Here is a 16,816-nt window from a genome sequence, read left to right as displayed (position 1 = left end):
GCTAGTCTCTGGTCACGCGCAGCAGTTCGGCGCGTGAGGTGATGCCGGTTTCCACCAGCCGCTCGCCGTCTTCCCGCATCGAGCGCAGGCCGCCGCGTTCGGCCGCGACGAACAGCTGGCTTTCGGGAGCGCGGCTGTGGATCAGCGATTGCACCGCGTCGTCGGCCACCAGCAACTCAAAGATGCCGGTGCGGCCCTGGTAGCCGGTCTGGCCGCAGGCTTCGCAGCCCGGCCCCTGGCACACCGTGCAGACCTTGCGCACCAGCCGCTGCGCCAGCACGCCGAGCAGCGAGGAACTCAGCAGGAAAGGCTCCACACCCATGTCGGTCAGCCGCGTCACGGCGCTCACCGAGTCGTTGGTGTGCAGCGTGGCCAGCACCAGATGGCCTGTGAGCGAGGCCTGGATCGCAATCTGCGCGGTCTCGAAATCGCGGATTTCGCCGATCATGATCACGTCCGGATCCTGCCGCAGGATCGCGCGCAGCGCCTTGGCGAAGGTCAGCTCGATCTTGGCGTTGACCTGGGTCTGCCCGACGCCCGCCAGCTCGTATTCGATCGGGTCTTCCACCGTCATGATGTTGCTGCGGCTGGCATCGAGCCGGCCCAGCGCTGCGTAGAGCGTGGTGGTCTTGCCGGAGCCGGTCGGCCCGGTCACGAGGATGATGCCGTGTGGCTGGCTGATCAATTGCTCGAAACGCGACAGCGTGTCGCCCTGCATGCCGACCGCTTCGAGCGTGAGCTTGGATTCGGTCTTGTCGAGCAGCCGCAGCACGGCGCGCTCGCCGTGCGCGCTCGGCAGGGTCGACACACGCACGTCGACCGCGCGCGTGCCGATGCGCAGGCTGATGCGGCCGTCCTGCGGCAGGCGCTTCTCGGCGATGTCGAGGTCGGCCATGATCTTCAGCCGCGAGATCAGCGCCGCATGCAGCGCACGGTTCGGCTGCACCACTTCGCGCAGCGTGCCGTCGATGCGAAAGCGCACCGATGACGTCCGTTCATACGGCTCGATGTGGATGTCGCTGGCGCCGTCGCGCGCGGCCTGCGTCAACAGCGCGTTCAGCATGCGGATGATCGGCGCATCGCCGGCGTTTTCCAGCAGGTCTTCCACTGCCGGCAGTTCCTGCATCATGCGCGTGAGGTCGGCGTCGCTCTGCACCTCGCTCACCACCGAGGCCGCACTCGATTCGCCCTGCGCATAGGCCGCGCTGATGCGCTGCGCAAGCACCGGTGCCGTGAGCGGCTCGAACGACGTCACCGCGTACTTGCGCATCACCTCGCCGAGCGCACTGCGCGGCGGGTTCTGCGGCATCCACAGTGTGGCGCTGCCGTCGTCGGCCTGCTCCAGCAGCAATTGCTGGCTGCGCGCGAAGGCGTAGGGCAGCGGGTAGCGCATCACGGTAGTTCGCGCGCGCTGGTCGGGTCGGCCGTGGGCGGCAGCGCGCCTTTCAGCGGGCCAGTGCCGAGGCGGGAGTTGTTCATCGGCATCAGCGGCGGCGGCACCAAGCGCGTGCCTTCGATGCGGCGATCCGACGGCACGCCCGGCGTCGGCGTGGGTTCCGGCAGCGGCGCCAGCACGGCCGATTCCCGCACCGAGTTCAGCGGCAGCGTGCTCTGCGGCTGGGTGCCCTGCTGCAGCTGGCGCATCATGTCGTAGCGGTCGGCCGAGAACGCATCGGTACTCGTACCGTCGCGCATCACCACCGGCCGGAGGAAGACCATCAGGTTGGTCTTGTTGCGGCTGCGCGTCTCGCTCTTGAACAGGTTGCCGATGATCGGGATGTCGCCGGCCAGCGGGATCTTCTCGGTGCTGGACGAATAGTCGTCCTGCAGCAGGCCGCCGAGCAGCACGACGCTGCCGTCTTCAACCAGCACGTTCGACTCGATGCTGCGCTTGTTGGTGGTCGGGCCGTTCAGGTCGTTGCGGGTGGCGGCGTCGACGTTCGAGACCTCCTGGAAGATCGCCAGCTTGATCGTGCCGTTCTCGTTGATCTGCGGCTTCACGCGCATCGTCAGGCCCACGTCCTTGCGCTCGACGGTGGTGAATGGGTTGATGGTCGAGGTGTTGCCGTTGGTACTCGCGTACTGTCCGGTCACGAACGGCACGTTCTGGCCGATCACGATCTTGGCCTCTTCGTTGTCGAGCGTCAGCAGGTTGGGCGTGGACAACACGTTGCCCTCGCCGTTGCTGGCCAGAAAGCGCGCAAGGAAGCCCAGCACGTACTGGCCATTGATGCGGTGCCCGATGCCGAAGTTGAGACCGGTCGAGGGCCGCGTCGCCGTGTTGCTGGTGGCGAGGCCGACTGCAAGGTCGATGATGTTCTGCCCGCCCAGGCTCGAATTGGTGCCGATCACGCCGACGTTGCGGTCGCCGCTCTTGCCGAGCGCGCTTTGCCACTGCACGCCGAACTCGGCCGCCTTGGTGGCGTTGACCTCGACGATCAGGCTTTCGATCATCACCTGCGCGCGGCGGCCGTCGAGCCGGTCGACGACGGCGCGGATCTGCCGGTATTGCGGCTCCGAGGCCGTGATGATCAGCGAATTGGTGGCCGGATCGGCCTGGATCTGGCCACCGGTCGAAGGCTGGTTGGTGTTGTTGAGCGGCGTGTTGGCTGGCGAGCTTCCCTGCGCGCCGCTCGCCTGGACGTTGGCCACCGGCTGGGTGCCGGCACTGAGTGCCGACGCGCCGGCGGCGCCGCCACCGCTGGTGCCGCCGCGCGCGTCGCTCGCCAGCGCCGCGCGCAGCGTCACGGCGAGGCGCACCGCGTCGGCGTTCTTCAGGTAGATCACGTAGATGTTGCCGGCCGCGCCGTTGCTGTTGTCGATCGGCGGGCGATCGAGCCGTTCCACCAGCGTGCGCACCAGCTGCGCGCGGGCCGGGTTGGCGGCGCGCAGGATCAGCGAGTTGCTGCGCGGCTCGGCCAGCAGCGTGGTGCGGAACGACGCATCCGCGGTGCCCGGCGCCGCAGCACCGGCGGTGCCCGAGCCGCCGTCGACCAGACGTTGCACCAGCGGCACCATGTCGGTCGCCACCGAATGCTTGAGTGGAATGACCTCGATGTCCGACGCGTTCGGCACGTCGAGTGCCGCGATGATGCGGCCGAGCCGGCGCATGTTGTCGGCGTAGTCGGTGATCACCAGCGAGTTGTTGCCGGGGTTCACGTTGATCGTGTTGTTCGGCGCGATAAGCGGCCGCAGCACCGGCAGCAGGTTGTTGGGCGACTCGTAGTTGAGGCGGAACACCTGCGTCACGATCTGGCTGCCGCCCACGCCGCGCGTGCCGGTGGTCGAGGTCGTCACGTTGGTGGCGAGGATCTTGGCGTCGGCCTCGGGCACCACCTTGTAGAGCCCGTCGGTCTGCACCACGGCGAAGCCCTGCAGCCGCAGTGCAGCGGCAAACTGGTCGAATGCGGCGACGGGCGCAATGGCGCGGTCGGTTTGCAGTGTGACGGTGCCCTTGACGCGCGGATCCACCACCACGTCGCGCCCGGTCACCACGGCCATGGTGCGGGCCACCGATTCGATCTCGGCGTTGGTGAAGTTCAGCGTGATCGGCTCGCCGCGCCGGGGCGCGCCCGGTTCCTGCTGCGCGAATGCGGCGGGTATGCAGGTGGCGAACAGCACCTGCACCGCGAGTGCGACGATGCCGGTGCGAGCGCCGAGCGAAGACAGGTGCTTCATGGTCAACCCAGTGTAATGAGCGAACGCGCGCCGTCGCGCCGTCCGATGATGTTCAGAAGATTCGAAAGCGCGTCTTCGCGCCCCGGGGCGGCACTGGCTTCGCCGTCGAAGCGCAGCGCACGGCCGTTCCAGCGGCCGCTGCCGCTGAGTTGCAGGCTGCCTTCGCGCGTGGCGAGCAGCAGGGTTGGTTGTGCACCGCCTTCGAGCGTGAGGCGATAGCTGCCCATCGGTTTGAGCGTTGACAGGCTGGACGAAATGTCGGTGGCCGCCAGCGTGGCACGGCCGGCCAGTGCGAGCTGCGGGCCGCTCCAGCGCATCGAGAACGCCTGCGTGGAGATATCGAGCACGCCGTCGGGCTTGAGCGTGTTCCACGGCGCACCGAAACCGCTGAGCAGCGCGGCCGGCCAGCGCGACTGGCCGTCCTGCCAGTCGAGTTGCAGGCCATCGGTGTGCGGCAGCGCCTTGAAGTGGAGCGGTTGCGGCGCGCAGCAGGGTAGGGTGAGCGCGGCCGCCACGCCGCCCCAGGCCGGACGCAGCCGCCAGTCGAGCAGGCCGGGCAGGGAAATCGATTCGGCGCCGCCCTGGCCGCTGGCGAACACCACGCCGGCGCTGCCGTTCCAGACGGTGCCGCGCGGGTTCACCAGCACCAGCCGGCCGCTCGTTGCGTCCTTCAGACTCTGGGCCAGCCAGCGCGCCGGCGCGAACAGTGCCAGCGTTGCCAGCACCCCGCACAGCATGCCGAGCACGGCCCAGCGCCAGCCGGTGGCAGTCGGGGCGAGGGGGCGGGCGGCGCGCGCGACCATGGCGGGCTTCAGCGGGCGGCCGGCAAGGCCATGACCAGCGTGCCGTCCCAGCGCGCGCGTGCCGGCTCGTCTGCGGCCTTGGTGTTGGCTGGGGCTGCGGGAGGCGCGGCCTGGGAGCGCGTCAGATGCGCTTCGCGTGGCAAGGCGCGTGCATTGCTGCGTGCTTGTGCCAGCCATTGCGCGAGCACGTCGGCTGGCGCACCGCGCATCGCCACATTGGCGCCGTCGCCGGCCCGCGCGAACTGGGCATTGGGGCCGAGCCCCTGGCGCACCGAGCTTTCGAGCGCGCGCATCGAATCGTCGCGGTTGGCGCGCGGCTGGGCCTGCAACGCCTTGGCCTGCGCCTGCAGCGTGCTCATCTGCTGCAACTGTGCGTCGAGCCTGGCATGTTCTTCGCGCGCCGCGGACAAGGTGCGCAAGGCCGGCGCCAGGGCGACCCACCACAGTAGGGCCAGCGCCAACAGCGTCACGGCCACTGCGACCATCTGGCGCTCGCGCGGTGCCAGTTCGGCCCAGCGCGCCTGAAGCGTTTCGCGGGGGCTCATCGTGTGGCCTCCGCCTGCACCAGCAGCAGGTCGCCTTCGCTGCGTGCGCTGTAGCCGCGCGGCGCCAGCGTGTTCGAGAGGCCGGTGAGTTCATCGGCCGACAGGTTGAGCCCACGCAGCCGCAACTGGCCGGCGCTGTAGTCGAGCGCGTTCGGCACCCGTCCCTGCGGCAGGCTTGCGGCCAGCGCGACCAGCATCGGCTCCAGGTCGAGCGCGGCCACGCCACCGGTGGCCTGCTGCAGCACCGCCACCTCGCGCGCCATCTGCACTGGCGCGTCCACCACCAGCTTCACGGACGGGAAGGTCTGGGTCAGCATGGCGTTGATGCTGCCGCGCTTGGCATCGAGCGCACTGCGCTCTTTCCAGGCCCAGGCGTTGAGCCCGATCAGTTGCGCCAGCACCAGCGCCACGGCGCCCCAGCGTGCGGCGCGCCATTGCGGCGCATGGCGCAGCGTTTGCAGCAGCGCACTGAACTTCTTGCCAGCGCGCGCGCGGCCGCTGCTGGCCAGGTCGAATTGGGCCAGATCCCAGGGCGCGCGGGCCGCCTGCAACCAGCGCTCAGGGGCCTGCGCAATCGGCAGGCGCTGCCCGAGCAGGGCCTCGGCCATGGCGGCGACAGCCGGCTCGGCACTCGCCACGGCGGTGTCGAGCGGCGCGGAGCCGACCAGCGCCAGACCGGCCGCATTGAGCGGCAGCGTCGCCACGCCGCTGGCATCGCAGATCGTGAGTTGCGCCGCCTCTGGCTCCCCGGTGGCGAACAGCAGTGCCGGCGCGCCATCGGGTTGCGGGGCGAATTCGGGAACGATGCGGGTCACGCGCCGCCCGGCGGCTTCGAGCGCCTGCACCGCTGCGCGCAGCGCGATGCGCTGGCTGGCCGCCACCCACACCGTTGCGCCCGGCTTGGCCCCGGGTTCGAGCGCAAAGTGAAGCGCCTCGGGTTCGTCGAGCAGGCGCTCCTCGAGCAGCCCGTCGAGCACCGAACGCAAGCGCGCCGCGCCGCCGAGATTGCCTTGCGGCAAGGTCACCGTGTGCCACGACAGTGCGGCGCCCGGCACCAGCACCGTCACTTCGTCGCCGGCCGGCAGCAACGCCAGTGGCGCGCTGCCATGGGACAACAGTGTTCGACCGTCATCCGCCAACAGCGCCCAGCCGTGCTCGACACCGGCATGGGCCGGTGAGAGTGGCGGGCGGACGATCAGTGCGGGCATGCAGGATGATGTGAAAAAGGGTAACCATTGTAGAAGCGCACCCGGGTACTCCGCTCCAGATTTGATAGCACCTTGCGCAAGCAGGACGGGCTTTTAAAGCGGTTTTACCTGATAAACATGAAAGAGAACGTTCGACTTAGGGGTTCGGTGCAGGGAGCGTAGCGCCGGCGCCACGTTCGCGCCAGATGGTGGTCACGGTGATCCCGTCGCGTCGCAGCAAAGAATGTTCCTCCACCCAGGTCTTGTCGAGCCGCAACCGGCCTACCACCTCGAAATAGTTGGTGCTGACGCTGTGGCGCTGTGAATCGAACGCGCCGGCCTGGTCGCGCAGCACGCTGCTGGTGTCGGTCAGGCTGCGGAAATGGTTGCGCGTGCGCTGTGCCACGAGCCGCTTGGCGCTGGCCAGGTCGAGCGCCGGCACGCTGGCGAAGATGGCTTCGGCACTGGCGGTGTTGATGTTGAGCGGCGTGCGCACCGGCAGCACCGTCACGTAGGGCTCCAGCGCGGCCACGGTTTGCGGTGAAAGCCCGAACCACACCAACTGCGCGACATGCTGCGGCATCAGGGGTGCGGCGGTGGACGAGGTTTCGCTGCTGTCGCTGGCCGTCGCAGTGGGCGTAGGCGTGGGCGTCGCGCTGGCAGCCGCTGCGCCGGTGGTCGCGGCCGGCGTGACAGGCGCGATGCCGGCGGTGGCGCGCTGCACGCCAATGGTCAGCAGGCTCAGTTCTCCGGCGGGCAGGCCGAGCAGATCGAACAGCTTGGCGAAGGCCGCGGCCGCCGCGGGCGCCGGCTTGTTGCCCTCGATCAGGCTCAGGACGTTTAGCTTGGATTGCGCGTCGACGATGCGGCCGGACAGGAAAGCATCCGGCAGTCCTTCCAGCGAGTCGCTTGCGACGTTCTTCTCGGCCGAAAGAAAGCTCGACAGCCGCGCTTCCTCGAGCGGCACGGCCCAGGGTTCGGCGAGGTAATCGGCACCGGCAGTCCGGCCGTCCTCGCGCAGGATCAGCCGGGCCCAGTCGAGTGCGCCGACCAGCACCCAGGCCGACTGCACCCGTGCGCGCTCGGCCGACTCGACCTCGACGGCGCGCCACTGCTGCCAGAGCGCGGCGGCGGCGAAGGTGGCGACCAGCGTCACCGTCAGCATCGCCATCAGCAGCGCGGCGCCGCTCTGGCGTGCCAACGAAGGCGGGCGGCGCGGCGTCATGTCTTCGGGGCTCCGGCCGTGGGGCGCACCCAGTCGCGCGTCAGCAGCCCGGCCAGCGCGGCGCCGGGCGGCAGCGTCAGCACCAGGCGCACGCCGTCGGGCAGGGTGCTGGAGGTGTCGAGCGCCCCGGCGCCGACGGCCGGGCCCCACGCGTTGTTGCGAAAGTAGGACAGCTGCCAGCTTTCGAGCGGCATCAGTGCAACCTCGGCCCCCTGCGCGTTGCTGCGGGTTGCGCTGTCCTGCGCCCAGGATGCGGCACGGTTCCAGGCCTGCTGCCATTCGTTGCGGGCGGTCAGCGGGGCCGATTGCCAGCGGCTCCAGTGGGCGCCGTTGGCATCGCTGCGCAACGTCCAGGCCACCACGTAGACGACCGGCCGCAGGTCGTCGCTGCCGCGCCGCGTGATGCGCAGCAGGCGGCCGTCCCAGTCGAGCGCACGGGTCGTCGGCAGCACCACCATCGCGTCGAGATCGGCGCTCCACTGTGCGAGCGTGGTCTGCAGCGCGAGCACCGCTTCGCCGCGCTCCTTGTTCCGTTCCTGTGCGCGTGCCATGCCGTCGAGCCCGCGCCAGCTCATGATGGCGAGCAGCGCCATCACCGCGATGGCCACCATGACTTCGATCAGCGTGAAGCCGCGCTGCCGCTTCATGTCAGTACCGCCCCACCACGGTCGACACACGCAGCACTGGCGCCGCGTCAGCATCGCGCACCTGCACGTCGACGCGGCGGAAGTTCGGGTTCAGCGTGGCGGTGGTTGACACGAGGACGTCGAAGCTGACCCCGGCCTGGGTGCAGACCAGGCTGCTGTCGCCGACTTCCGGCATCACGCGCGCGAGCCGGGCCTTGACCAGTTCGTTCTCGGCGCAAAGCTGGGCCAGCATCACGTCCGACTGGCGCTGCGCGTTGCGCGTCAGGGCACCCGTGGCCTGGGTGCCGGCCATGAGGGCGATCGCGACGATGCCGAGCGCGACCAGCACTTCGATGAGCGTAAAGCCGCGGACCCGAAAGCGCTTCATGGCGCCACCACGGTGAACGGGCGCAGCCCGTCGGTCGCAAGGCGCAGGGTGCGCACTGGCGGCCCTTCGAGCGTCAGTTCCACCTGCTGCGCCGCGATGATCGGATCGGGCCCGAGCAGCAGCACGTTGCCGGCGCGGCCATCCGCCGTGAACGGCTGCGCGCTGACGCCTGCATTGAGCCAGCCGGTGGGCAGGCTGTTGACCGGCAAGCCATCGAAGACGAAACCTTCAGGCGTCACGCGCCAGCGCACCGTGGCGCCGCTGGCGCGCGACTGGGCGCGGGCAGCGTCGAGCAACACCGCGAGCCGATCGGCCTCGCGCTCGAGCGCGGCCTCGCCGCTATCGCGCATCGCGAAACTGACGCCGGCCGTGGCTAGCGCCATGATGGCGATCACCACAATCAGTTCGAGCAGCGTGAAGCCGCGGGAAAAATCAGGCAAAAAAGGCCGATGGCGCCCACCAAGTGGGCGTTTGGAGCTATCGATTTGATAGCAAGGCTTACTGCCAGCTGCCGATGTCGGCATTGTTGCCTTCGCCGCCCGGCTGGCCGTCGGCGCCGAGCGAGAACACGTCGATCTCGCCCTTGATGCCAGGGTTCAGGTACTGGTAGGGCTTGCCCCAGGGGTCGCTGGGCAGTTTCTCGACGTAGGGCTTCCAGTTCGGCGCTGCCGGGCCTGCGGTGGGCCGTGTGAGCAGCGCCTGCAGCCCCTGGTCGGCGGTCGGGTAGCGCTGGTTGTCGAGGCGGTAGAGCTTCAGTGCCTGCATCAGGTTGTTGACGTCGGTGCGGGCGGCGGTGGCGCGCGCGTCGTCGGCGCGACCGATCACGTTTGGCACGATCAGCGCGGCCAGCACGCCGATGATGACCAGCACCACCATGAGCTCGATCAGCGTAAAGCCGCGTTGCAGGGGCGTGCGCGGCGTGCGGTGCAAAGGTGTCATGGTGAATGGGCTTCGGATCAGGTGGCGCTGAATGATAATCCGCCCACATGTCTGCACACACTGTTCCCTTTGCTGCTGCCCGCTGGCCCGCGCCCGTCGCCACGACCGTCGTGTGGGCACTGGCCGCCGCGAGCATCGTGTTCTGGGGCTTGCGGCTTGCTGCGCCGGCCGATGCGGTGGCGCCACCTGCCGTGGCCAGTGCGCCGGCCGCAGTCGATCCGGCGGCTGTGGGGCACCTGCTCGGCGCGGTCGATTCGGCGGCGGTGGTGGCGGCAACGCCCGATGCGGCCAGCCGGTTCGTGCTGTTGGGCGTGATCGCCGACACCGACGGGCAGGGTGCTGCGCTGATCGCGGTCGATGGCAAGCCGGCGCGGCCGTTCCGTGTCGGCGCCAAACTCGGCGACAGTTATGTGCTGCAGTCGGTGGGTGCACGCGCCGCCACGCTCGGCGGCAACGCGCAGGGGCCGGCCGCCTTCACGCTGCAATTGCCCGCCCGCCCGATGGCGATGCCGGGGCCGCCGCCGGCGCCCTGATCCTTTTCAGGCCTTCAGAAACAGCTTGTAGACCGGGTTGTCGGTTTCCTCGACGAACGGGTAGCCGAGCGTCTGCAGGAAGCTGTCGAACGCCGCGTGGTCGGCCGTCGGCACCTGCACGCCGACCAGGATGCGGCCGTAGTCGGCGCCCTGGTTGCGGTAGTGGAACAGGCTGATGTTCCAGTTCGGCCGCATCAGGTTCAAGAACTTCAGCAACGCACCGGGACGCTCGGGAAATACGAAGCGCAACAGCCGCTCGTTGCCCGCCAGGCCGGTACGGCCGCCGACCATGTGGCGGACGTGTTCCTTGGCCAGTTCGTCGTGGGTCAGGTCGAGCGCGCCGAAGCCATGCGCGACGAAGGTCTCGGCAATGGTGGTCGATTCGCCGCGCGCGCTGGTCGTGAGTCCGACGAACACATGCGCCTCGGCCGTGTCGCTGATGCGGTAGTTGAACTCGGTCACGTTGCGCGATGCGCCCGGCAACTCGCCGACCAGTTCGCAGAAACGGCGGAAGCTGCCGCGCTCTTCGGGAATGGTCACGGCGAACAGGGCCTCGCGTTCCTCGCCGACCTCGGCCCGCTCGGCCACGAAGCGCAGCCGGTCGAAATTCATGTTGGCGCCGCAGAGGATCGCGGCATAGGTCTCGCCGTGTGTGCCGTGCTGCTCGACGTATTGCTTGATCGCCGCCACCGCGAGCGCACCGGCCGGCTCGACGATGCTGCGCGTATCGACAAAGATGTCCTTGATGCCGGCGCAGACTGCGTCGGTGTCGACCGTGATGAACTCGTCCACCAGCTCGCGCGCGATGCGGAAGGTTTCCTCGCCGACCAGCTTGACCGCAGTGCCGTCGGAGAAGAGGCCCACATCGGGCAGCGTGACGCGTTGGTGCGCGGCGACCGACTGCATCATCGCGTCGGAGTCGTTCATCTGCACGCCGATCACCTTGATCTCGGGCCGCACGGCCTTGATGTAGTTGGCGACGCCGGAGATCAGCCCACCGCCGCCGATCGCGACGAACACCGCGTCGAGCCGGCCCTGGTGCTGGCGCAGAATTTCCATCGCGATCGTGCCCTGGCCGGCAATCACGTCGGGGTCGTCGAATGGGTGCACGAAGGTCAGGCCCTGCGCGGCCTGCAGTTCGAGCGCGTGGCCGTAGGCGTCGGAATAGCTCTCGCCGTGCAGCGCCACTTCGCCACCGAGCGCGCGCACCGCGTCGATCTTGAGCTGCGGCGTCGTCACCGGCATCACGATCACGGCGCGCGTGCCGAGCGTGCGCGCGCTGAGCGCGACGCCCTGCGCATGGTTGCCGGCCGAGGCGCAGATCACGCCGTTGGCCAATTGCTCGGCGCTCAGGTGCGCCATCTTGTTGTAGGCGCCGCGCAGCTTGAAGCTGAACACGGCCTGTTGATCCTCGCGCTTGAGCAGCACGGTATTGCCGAGCCGAATGCTCAAGGCCTTGGCCGGCTCGAGCGCCGACTCGACCGCCACGTCGTAGACGCGTGCGGTCAGGATTTTCTTGAGGTAGTCGGCGGGGGTGAGCGGGCTGGGCATAGGGCCGCGATCATAGGGCCGTGGCCGGCTGCAGATTCCGGGCATAAAAAAGCCCCGAGTCTTGCGACTCGGGGCTAAATCCACCAATTGGAAGGGTGGAGGAGACAACCGGTGCACGGCAATGTGCCGCGCGATGAAATAAAGTATATCGACAGTTTGCTGCGATGCAACAAGCAGTGATGCTTTTCCCACACAAACCGATGGCCCCGTGAAATTTGTCCGCGGCCGACCTCTCTCGGAGTCAGTAGATCGATGGAATGCACAGTGAGTTGGATCGGCGCTGCCGGTACCCAGTCCCCGATGGGGTTCGTGGCCGAGACCGGCAGTGGCCATGTGCTGACGATGGACGGCGCGCCGGACGCGGCCAAGCCGGAAAACGGGGGGCGCAACCAGGCACCGCGGCCGATGGAAACCGTGCTGGCCGGCACCGGCGGCTGTACCGCCTATGACGTGGTGCTGATCCTCAAGCGCGGCCGCCACAAGGTCGAGCGCTGCAGCGTGAAGCTCACCAGCGAGCGCGCCGAAAAGGATCCGAAGGTTTTCACGAAGATCCACATGCACTTCACGGTGGCCGGCAAGGGCATTCCCGCGAGCGCTGTCGAGCGCGCGATTGCGCTGAGCCACGACACCTACTGCTCGGCCACCATCATGCTGGGCAAGACGGCGGAGATCACGACCAGCTTCGAGCTGATCGACACCTGAGTTCGCAGCTCAGATCCGGTGCGCCACCGTCGTCATGACGCGTGAAGCCAGGCGCATTGCGGCTCGTGCGGGTGCGGGGAGTTCGCGCGCGCCGGCGCTCCAGGCTTGCGCTGCATGCCGGGCTTCGTCCTCTTTCATCTGCGTCACGACCGCGCGCGAGGCGGTATCGGGTGCTGGCAGGCGTTCCAGATGCCCGTCAAGATGGGCTTCGACCTGCCGTTCGGTTTCTGCCACGAAGCCGAGGCTCAGCGCATCGCCGAGTCGTCCTGCCACCAGGCCCAGGCCGAAAGCGCCCGCGTACCAGAGCGGATTCAGGAGCGATGGCCGCGCGCCCAGGTCGTCAAGCCGCTGGCGTGTCCAGGCGAGGTGGTCGGTTTCTTCATGGGCCGCCTTTACGAACTGCTCGCGCAGTGCCGGGTCACGCGTCACGGCGGCCTGGGCCGTATAGAGCGCCTGCGCGCAGATCTCTCCGACGTGGTTGACCCGCATCAGTGCGCCGGCTTCACGGCGCTCGACGTCGGTCAGCGGGCCGGGCGGCAGCGCCGGCTGCGGCGCCGGACGGGTGGCGTGAGGGCGGGCGAACAAGGTGCGCAATACCGCGTCTGCGGCGTTCAAAAGGGGGTCGAGCGAACGGGTCATGGCGCGATTTGAACGCATCCCGGGAGCGGGCGACGGCGATGTTTTTTCGTTTCACATCGTGAAGTCGTGGATGGGCGCAAAGCTTTGTTGCACCGCTGCAACGAAACGTGGAACCCTTCCCATATTTCGGCTGAATTGCTTTGCCCTGACGCAGCGGCTCTGGTGCAATAGCAACAACTTCCCAAAAGGAGGTTGGCCCGGGGTCCGGTGGGAGCACAAAAAAGTGCCAGTCACGGTGAGCCCTCTGCACCGGAGCCCTATGTTTAACCTTGGAGAAACTTGCAATGAAAAAATCCCTAGTTGCTTTGGCTGCCCTGGCTGTCGCTGGCGTTGCCTCGGCTCAGTCGTCGGTCACGTTGTTCGGTGTGGTCGATGCGTCGATCAGCCACTACGAAACCAGCAGCCGTTACATCAACACCAACCCGTTCTTCGTGCCGGTGCTGGGCCAGTACTACGGCAACATCAAGCAAAGCCAAACCGTGTTGACCAACTCGGGTTACAACTCGAGCCGCCTCGGCTTCCGTGGTACGGAAGACCTCGGTGGTGGCCTGGCAGCTAGCTTCTGGCTCGAAGCTCCCCTGAGCAACGATGACGGTTCGAGCAGCACGAGCTTCAGCTTCGCGCGTCGTTCGACCGTGAGCCTGTCGGGTGGTTTCGGTGAAGTCCGCCTCGGCCGTGACTACAACCCGACCTTCTGGAACGACACCGTGTTCGATCCGTTCGGCACCAACGGCGTTGGCACCAACCTGATCTTCGGTCTGAACGCAGCTTCGATCTATGGCCCGGGCAATGCCACCGGCAACGCCAACTACGTTCGCGCCAGCAACAGCATCGGCTACTTCCTGCCGCCGAACCTGGGTGGTTTCTACGGCCAGTTGCAGTACTCCTTCCACGAAAAGGTCAAGTACGATCCGGGTAACACGACGCCTGCAGTCGCCAACAACAGCCGCACCGGCCGCAATGTTGCTGGTCGCTTCGGCTACGCCAACGGCCCGCTCGACGTCGCTTTTGCCTATGGCCAAAGCACCGTGGGTGACCAGTTCTACCCCGGCGTCACTTCGAACGTGAAGATCGCCAACCTGGGCGCTTCGTATGACTTCGGCGTCGTCAAGCTGTTCGGCGAACTGTCGCAAACGAAGAACAAGAACGACTTCGAAACCCAACCGTTGTTCGGCTCGGCTTCTGACTTCAAGGGCAATGGCTACCTGCTCGGCGTGACCGTGCCGGTCGGTGCTGGCTTGATCCGCGCTTCGTACTCGTGGGTGAAGGTCAAGTTCGACAACAACGCTAACAGCGCTGGCTTCTTCCAAACCGACACGCCTGATCCGAAGGCCAACAAGTTCGCCATCGGCTACGTGCATAACCTGTCGAAGCGCACTGCGCTGTACGCCACGGTTGCACGCACCGCGAACAAGAACGGCCTGCCGATCACCGTTGGTGGCGCTCCTGTGTTCACGAACACCTTCAACCCTGCTGTGGCCAACTCTGCTGGCTACCAGCCGCGCAACTCGACCGGCTACGACTTCGGTATCCGTCACGCTTTCTGATCTGACGCTGGCTAACGCCAGCTGATGTTGAAAGACTCGAAAAGCCACTCGACGAAAGTCGGGTGGCTTTTTTTATTGGGTTAATCCTGCATTGGGCACATACATTGCTCTGCTAAGGTCACCACCTACATCCGATGCTCGTTTTCGTACTGCGCCGCCTTCTTCAAGCCGTGATCGTGATGGTCGTGGTGGCTTTCATTGCCTTCCTTTTGTTCCAGTACGTGGGAGATCCCGTGGTCTTCCTGTTGGGGCAGGACGCCAAGCCCGATCAGATCCGGCAACTGCGAGCCGACTTGGGGCTCGATCAGCCCTTCTTCGTGCAGTTCTGGCACTTCCTGCTGAACGCGGCACAGGGCGAGTTCGGCCTGAGCTTGCGGCAGGGTGCGAAGGTGTCGCGCCTGATCGGCGAGCGTCTGCCGGCCACGCTGGAGCTCTCCCTGGTGGCGGCGCTGCTGGCGCTGCTGGTCGGCTTGCCGATGGGTGTCTATGCGGCGCTGCGGCGCGGCACGGTCGGCAGCCAGGCCGTGATGGCGCTGTCGCTGCTGGGCGTATCGTTGCCGACCTTCCTGATCGGCATTCTGCTGATCCTCGTGTTCTCGGTCTGGCTCGGCTGGTTGCCGAGCTTTGGTCGGGGCGAGGTGGTCAATCTCGGCTGGTGGAGCACCGGCTTGCTCACGCGCGATGGCTGGAGCCATCTGGTGCTGCCGACCGTCACGCTCGCCGTCTTCCAGCTCACGCTGATCATGCGACTGGTGCGCGCCGAGATGCTCGAAGTGCTGCGCACCGACTACATCAAGTTCGCCCGCGCGCGCGGCCTGTCGGATCGGGCGATCCACTTCGGTCACGCATTGCGCAACACGATGGTGCCCGTGATCACCATCACGGGCCTGCAACTGGGCTCGCTGATCGCCTTTGCGATCATTACCGAGACCGTGTTCCAGTGGCCCGGCATGGGCCTGCTGTTCATCCAGGCCGTGACCTATGCCGACATTCCCGTGATGGCGGCCTACCTGTGCCTGATTGCGCTGATCTTCGTGACCATCAACCTGGTCGTCGACTTGCTGTATTTCGCCGTCGATCCACGGCTGCGCGTTTCCACCACGGGAGGACATTGATGGGGTTGCCACGCTGGCAGGTTGCAGGCCGGGCCTTTGCGCACATCGCGCGCTTTCATCCGGAGATCACTGCGTTCCGCCGCGATCTGCATGCGCATCCGGAACTGGGTTTCGAAGAGGTCTACACCGCGGCGCGGGTGCAGGAGGCGCTGCGTGCCTGCGGGGTGGACGAGATCCACACCGGCATCGGCAAGACCGGCCTGGTGGGCGTCATCCGCGGCAGGTCCACAGCAAGCGGCCGCATGATCGGCCTGCGCGCCGACATGGACGCGCTGCCGATGTGCGAGGACAACAGCTTCGCCTGGCGCTCCGCCAAGAACGGGGTGATGCATGGCTGCGGCCATGACGGCCACGTCTCGATGCTGGTCGGCGCAGCGCGCTACCTGGCCGAAACACGCAATTTCGACGGCACGGCGGTTCTGGTCTTCCAGCCCGGCGAAGAGGGTTTCGCGGGCGCCCGCGTCATGATCGAAGACGGCCTGTTCGACCGCTTTCCGGTGCAATCGGTCTTCGCGATGCACAACTGGCCCGGCATGCCGGCCGGCACCATTGGCCTGAACAGCGGCGCGATGATGGCGGCGGCCGACCGCATCACGATCGAGGTCACCGGCAAGGGTGGCCATGGCGCCCACGCCTACCAGACCATCGATCCGGTGCTGGTCGCGGCGCACATCATCACGGCGGTGCAAAGCATCGTCTCGCGCAACGTCCGGCCGATCGATGCGGCCGTGATCAGCGTCTGCGCGGTGCAGGCCGGCGATCTGGGCGCGATGAGCGTGGTGCCGGGCAAGGCCACGCTGGTCGGCACGGTGCGCACCTTCAGCGCCAAGGTGCAGGCCCAGGTCGAGCAACGCCTGACGGAGCTTTGCAGCGCGGTGGCCACCGGATTCGGTGCCAGTGCGACGGTGCGCTTCGAGCGGATCTACCCGGCCACCATCAACACGCCGACCGAGGCGCTGTTCGCTGGCGACGTGGCACAGGGCCTGGTTGGTGCGCGCAACGTCGAGCGCAACATGGAGCCCAGCATGGGCGCGGAAGACTTCTCCTTCATGTTGCAAAAGAAGCCCGGCGCCTACCTGCGCATCGGCCAGGACGTGCGGGACGGTGCCTTTCTGCACAACAGCCGGTACGACTTCAACGACGAGATCCTGCCCCTCGGCGCCGCCTTGCATGCAAGCCTGATCGAGCAGGGCATGCCACTGAAAGCCGCTGCCGCAACGCAGGAAAACGCCAAGATCGGTGCCATGCAATAGCCCACATGATCGGGCCCCCACCTTGCGTTGGCCACAAGCCGGCGCATCGTTCCACAGTAGATCCTGTTTCCAACCCCCAAGAGGA

The 16,816-nt window shown here is 67.2% G+C and carries 17 protein-coding genes; 5 read left to right on the top strand and 12 right to left on the bottom strand.

The annotated features are described in order from the left end of the window. Window position 1: 1 nt before the first annotated feature. The 10 genes from QTI05_RS04590 to gspG form a co-directional block, all read right to left on the bottom strand. Window positions 2–1,393, bottom strand: coding sequence for a GspE/PulE family protein (locus QTI05_RS04590; RefSeq protein WP_286623081.1), 1,392 nt, complete (start codon window positions 1,391–1,393; stop codon window positions 2–4). Beyond that, entirely contained in the window at window positions 1,393–3,678 is a 2,286-nt protein-coding gene (gspD, locus tag QTI05_RS04585; RefSeq protein WP_286623080.1) for a type II secretion system secretin GspD, read from the bottom strand. Before gspD ends, QTI05_RS04590 begins: the two co-directional genes overlap by 1 nt. Before the next feature lie 2 nt (window positions 3,679–3,680). Further along, complete coding sequence (gspN, locus tag QTI05_RS04580) at window positions 3,681–4,481, bottom strand: type II secretion system protein N (protein WP_286623079.1); 801 nt, start codon at window positions 4,479–4,481, stop codon at window positions 3,681–3,683. A gap of 8 nt (window positions 4,482–4,489) precedes the next feature. Beyond that, window positions 4,490–5,026: a type II secretion system protein M gene (locus tag QTI05_RS04575; RefSeq protein ID WP_286623077.1), complete on the bottom strand. Its 537-nt coding sequence runs from the start codon at window positions 5,024–5,026 to the stop codon at window positions 4,490–4,492. After that, a complete protein-coding gene (gene gspL / locus QTI05_RS04570) occupies window positions 5,023–6,234 on the bottom strand; it encodes a type II secretion system protein GspL (protein WP_286623075.1) in 1,212 nt (403 codons plus the stop codon). The genes QTI05_RS04575 and gspL overlap by 4 nt, the downstream gene beginning before the upstream one ends. A gap of 136 nt (window positions 6,235–6,370) precedes the next feature. Next, the gene (gene gspK, locus QTI05_RS04565) at window positions 6,371–7,438 is read right to left on the bottom strand and encodes a type II secretion system minor pseudopilin GspK (protein WP_286541807.1); all 1,068 of its coding nucleotides are present in this window, start codon (window positions 7,436–7,438) and stop codon (window positions 6,371–6,373) included. Beyond that, window positions 7,435–8,085, bottom strand: coding sequence for a PulJ/GspJ family protein (locus tag QTI05_RS04560; RefSeq protein ID WP_286541808.1), 651 nt, complete (start codon window positions 8,083–8,085; stop codon window positions 7,435–7,437). The genes gspK and QTI05_RS04560 overlap by 4 nt, the downstream gene beginning before the upstream one ends. 1 nt (window position 8,086) lies before the next feature. Beyond that, entirely contained in the window at window positions 8,087–8,452 is a 366-nt protein-coding gene (gspI, locus tag QTI05_RS04555; protein ID WP_286541809.1) for a type II secretion system minor pseudopilin GspI, read from the bottom strand. Continuing rightward, window positions 8,449–8,976, bottom strand: a complete 528-nt coding sequence (locus QTI05_RS04550) for a prepilin-type N-terminal cleavage/methylation domain-containing protein (protein ID WP_286623074.1) — start codon at window positions 8,974–8,976, stop codon at window positions 8,449–8,451. Before QTI05_RS04550 ends, gspI begins: the two co-directional genes overlap by 4 nt. Beyond that, window positions 8,951–9,391 (bottom strand): type II secretion system major pseudopilin GspG, encoded by a 441-nt coding sequence (gspG, locus tag QTI05_RS04545; RefSeq protein ID WP_286541811.1) that lies wholly within the window; start codon window positions 9,389–9,391, stop codon window positions 8,951–8,953. The genes QTI05_RS04550 and gspG overlap by 26 nt, the downstream gene beginning before the upstream one ends. A 47-nt stretch (window positions 9,392–9,438) precedes the next feature. Between gspG and QTI05_RS04540 the strand changes: the two genes are divergently transcribed. After that, window positions 9,439–9,924, top strand: coding sequence for a type II secretion system protein N (locus QTI05_RS04540; protein WP_286623073.1), 486 nt, complete (start codon window positions 9,439–9,441; stop codon window positions 9,922–9,924). Between the two features lie 6 nt (window positions 9,925–9,930). Here QTI05_RS04540 and ilvA read toward each other — a convergent pair whose 3' ends face one another. After that, entirely contained in the window at window positions 9,931–11,475 is a 1,545-nt protein-coding gene (gene ilvA / locus QTI05_RS04535) for a threonine ammonia-lyase, biosynthetic (protein WP_286623072.1), read from the bottom strand. Window positions 11,476–11,727: 252 nt separating this feature from the next. Here ilvA and QTI05_RS04530 point away from each other — a divergent pair, with 252 nt between their 5' ends. Beyond that, window positions 11,728–12,177, top strand: coding sequence for an OsmC family protein (locus QTI05_RS04530; RefSeq protein WP_286541814.1), 450 nt, complete (start codon window positions 11,728–11,730; stop codon window positions 12,175–12,177). A gap of 9 nt (window positions 12,178–12,186) precedes the next feature. Here the strand turns inward: QTI05_RS04530 and coq7 are convergent, their stop codons facing one another. Continuing rightward, window positions 12,187–12,816, bottom strand: coding sequence for a 2-polyprenyl-3-methyl-6-methoxy-1,4-benzoquinone monooxygenase (gene coq7, locus QTI05_RS04525; RefSeq protein WP_286541815.1), 630 nt, complete (start codon window positions 12,814–12,816; stop codon window positions 12,187–12,189). Window positions 12,817–13,100: 284 nt separating this feature from the next. On the opposite strand from coq7, the gene QTI05_RS04520 reads away from it, so the two are divergent. The 3 genes from QTI05_RS04520 to QTI05_RS04510 all read left to right on the top strand — a co-directional run bounded on the left by QTI05_RS04520 (window position 13,101) and on the right by QTI05_RS04510 (window position 16,731). Continuing rightward, complete coding sequence (locus tag QTI05_RS04520) at window positions 13,101–14,363, top strand: porin (protein WP_286541816.1); 1,263 nt, start codon at window positions 13,101–13,103, stop codon at window positions 14,361–14,363. A gap of 134 nt (window positions 14,364–14,497) precedes the next feature. Beyond that, complete coding sequence (locus QTI05_RS04515; protein WP_286623071.1) at window positions 14,498–15,478, top strand: ABC transporter permease; 981 nt, start codon at window positions 14,498–14,500, stop codon at window positions 15,476–15,478. Beyond that, window positions 15,478–16,731, top strand: a complete 1,254-nt coding sequence (locus QTI05_RS04510) for a M20 aminoacylase family protein (protein WP_286623069.1) — start codon at window positions 15,478–15,480, stop codon at window positions 16,729–16,731. Before QTI05_RS04515 ends, QTI05_RS04510 begins: the two co-directional genes overlap by 1 nt. Window positions 16,732–16,816 lie beyond the last annotated feature (85 nt).

It is taken from the genome of Variovorax fucosicus, from assembly GCF_030316825.1.
GTDB classification, from domain to species: Bacteria; Pseudomonadota; Gammaproteobacteria; order Burkholderiales; family Burkholderiaceae_C; genus Variovorax; species Variovorax fucosicus.
Note: the sequence above shows the minus strand (reverse complement) of the source record. Positions and strands in the feature narration are given on the sequence as shown.

Bases quoted from the DNA above. Each gene is read 5' to 3' on its own strand.
- gspL (WP_286623075.1), bottom strand. From the start codon at position 6,234: ATGCCCGCACTGATCGTCCGCCCGCCACTCTCACCGGCCCATGCCGGT.
- QTI05_RS04510 (WP_286623069.1), top strand. From the start codon at position 15,478: ATGGGGTTGCCACGCTGGCAGGTTGCAGGCCGGGCCTTTGCGCACATC.
- QTI05_RS04550 (WP_286623074.1), bottom strand. From the start codon at position 8,976: ATGCCGACATCGGCAGCTGGCAGTAAGCCTTGCTATCAAATCGATAGC.
- gspI (WP_286541809.1), bottom strand. From the start codon at position 8,452: ATGAAGCGCTTTCGGGTCCGCGGCTTTACGCTCATCGAAGTGCTGGTC.
- gspG (WP_286541811.1), bottom strand. From the start codon at position 9,391: ATGACACCTTTGCACCGCACGCCGCGCACGCCCCTGCAACGCGGCTTT.
- QTI05_RS04540 (WP_286623073.1), top strand. From the start codon at position 9,439: ATGTCTGCACACACTGTTCCCTTTGCTGCTGCCCGCTGGCCCGCGCCC.
- gspD (WP_286623080.1), bottom strand. From the start codon at position 3,678: ATGAAGCACCTGTCTTCGCTCGGCGCTCGCACCGGCATCGTCGCACTC.
- QTI05_RS04560 (WP_286541808.1), bottom strand. From the start codon at position 8,085: ATGAAGCGGCAGCGCGGCTTCACGCTGATCGAAGTCATGGTGGCCATC.
- QTI05_RS04575 (WP_286623077.1), bottom strand. From the start codon at position 5,026: ATGAGCCCCCGCGAAACGCTTCAGGCGCGCTGGGCCGAACTGGCACCG.
- ilvA (WP_286623072.1), bottom strand. From the start codon at position 11,475: ATGCCCAGCCCGCTCACCCCCGCCGACTACCTCAAGAAAATCCTGACC.
- coq7 (WP_286541815.1), bottom strand. From the start codon at position 12,816: ATGACCCGTTCGCTCGACCCCCTTTTGAACGCCGCAGACGCGGTATTG.
- gspN (WP_286623079.1), bottom strand. From the start codon at position 4,481: ATGGTCGCGCGCGCCGCCCGCCCCCTCGCCCCGACTGCCACCGGCTGG.
- QTI05_RS04515 (WP_286623071.1), top strand. From the start codon at position 14,498: ATGCTCGTTTTCGTACTGCGCCGCCTTCTTCAAGCCGTGATCGTGATG.
- QTI05_RS04590 (WP_286623081.1), bottom strand. From the start codon at position 1,393: ATGCGCTACCCGCTGCCCTACGCCTTCGCGCGCAGCCAGCAATTGCTG.
- QTI05_RS04530 (WP_286541814.1), top strand. From the start codon at position 11,728: ATGGAATGCACAGTGAGTTGGATCGGCGCTGCCGGTACCCAGTCCCCG.
- QTI05_RS04520 (WP_286541816.1), top strand. From the start codon at position 13,101: ATGAAAAAATCCCTAGTTGCTTTGGCTGCCCTGGCTGTCGCTGGCGTT.
- gspK (WP_286541807.1), bottom strand. From the start codon at position 7,438: ATGACGCCGCGCCGCCCGCCTTCGTTGGCACGCCAGAGCGGCGCCGCG.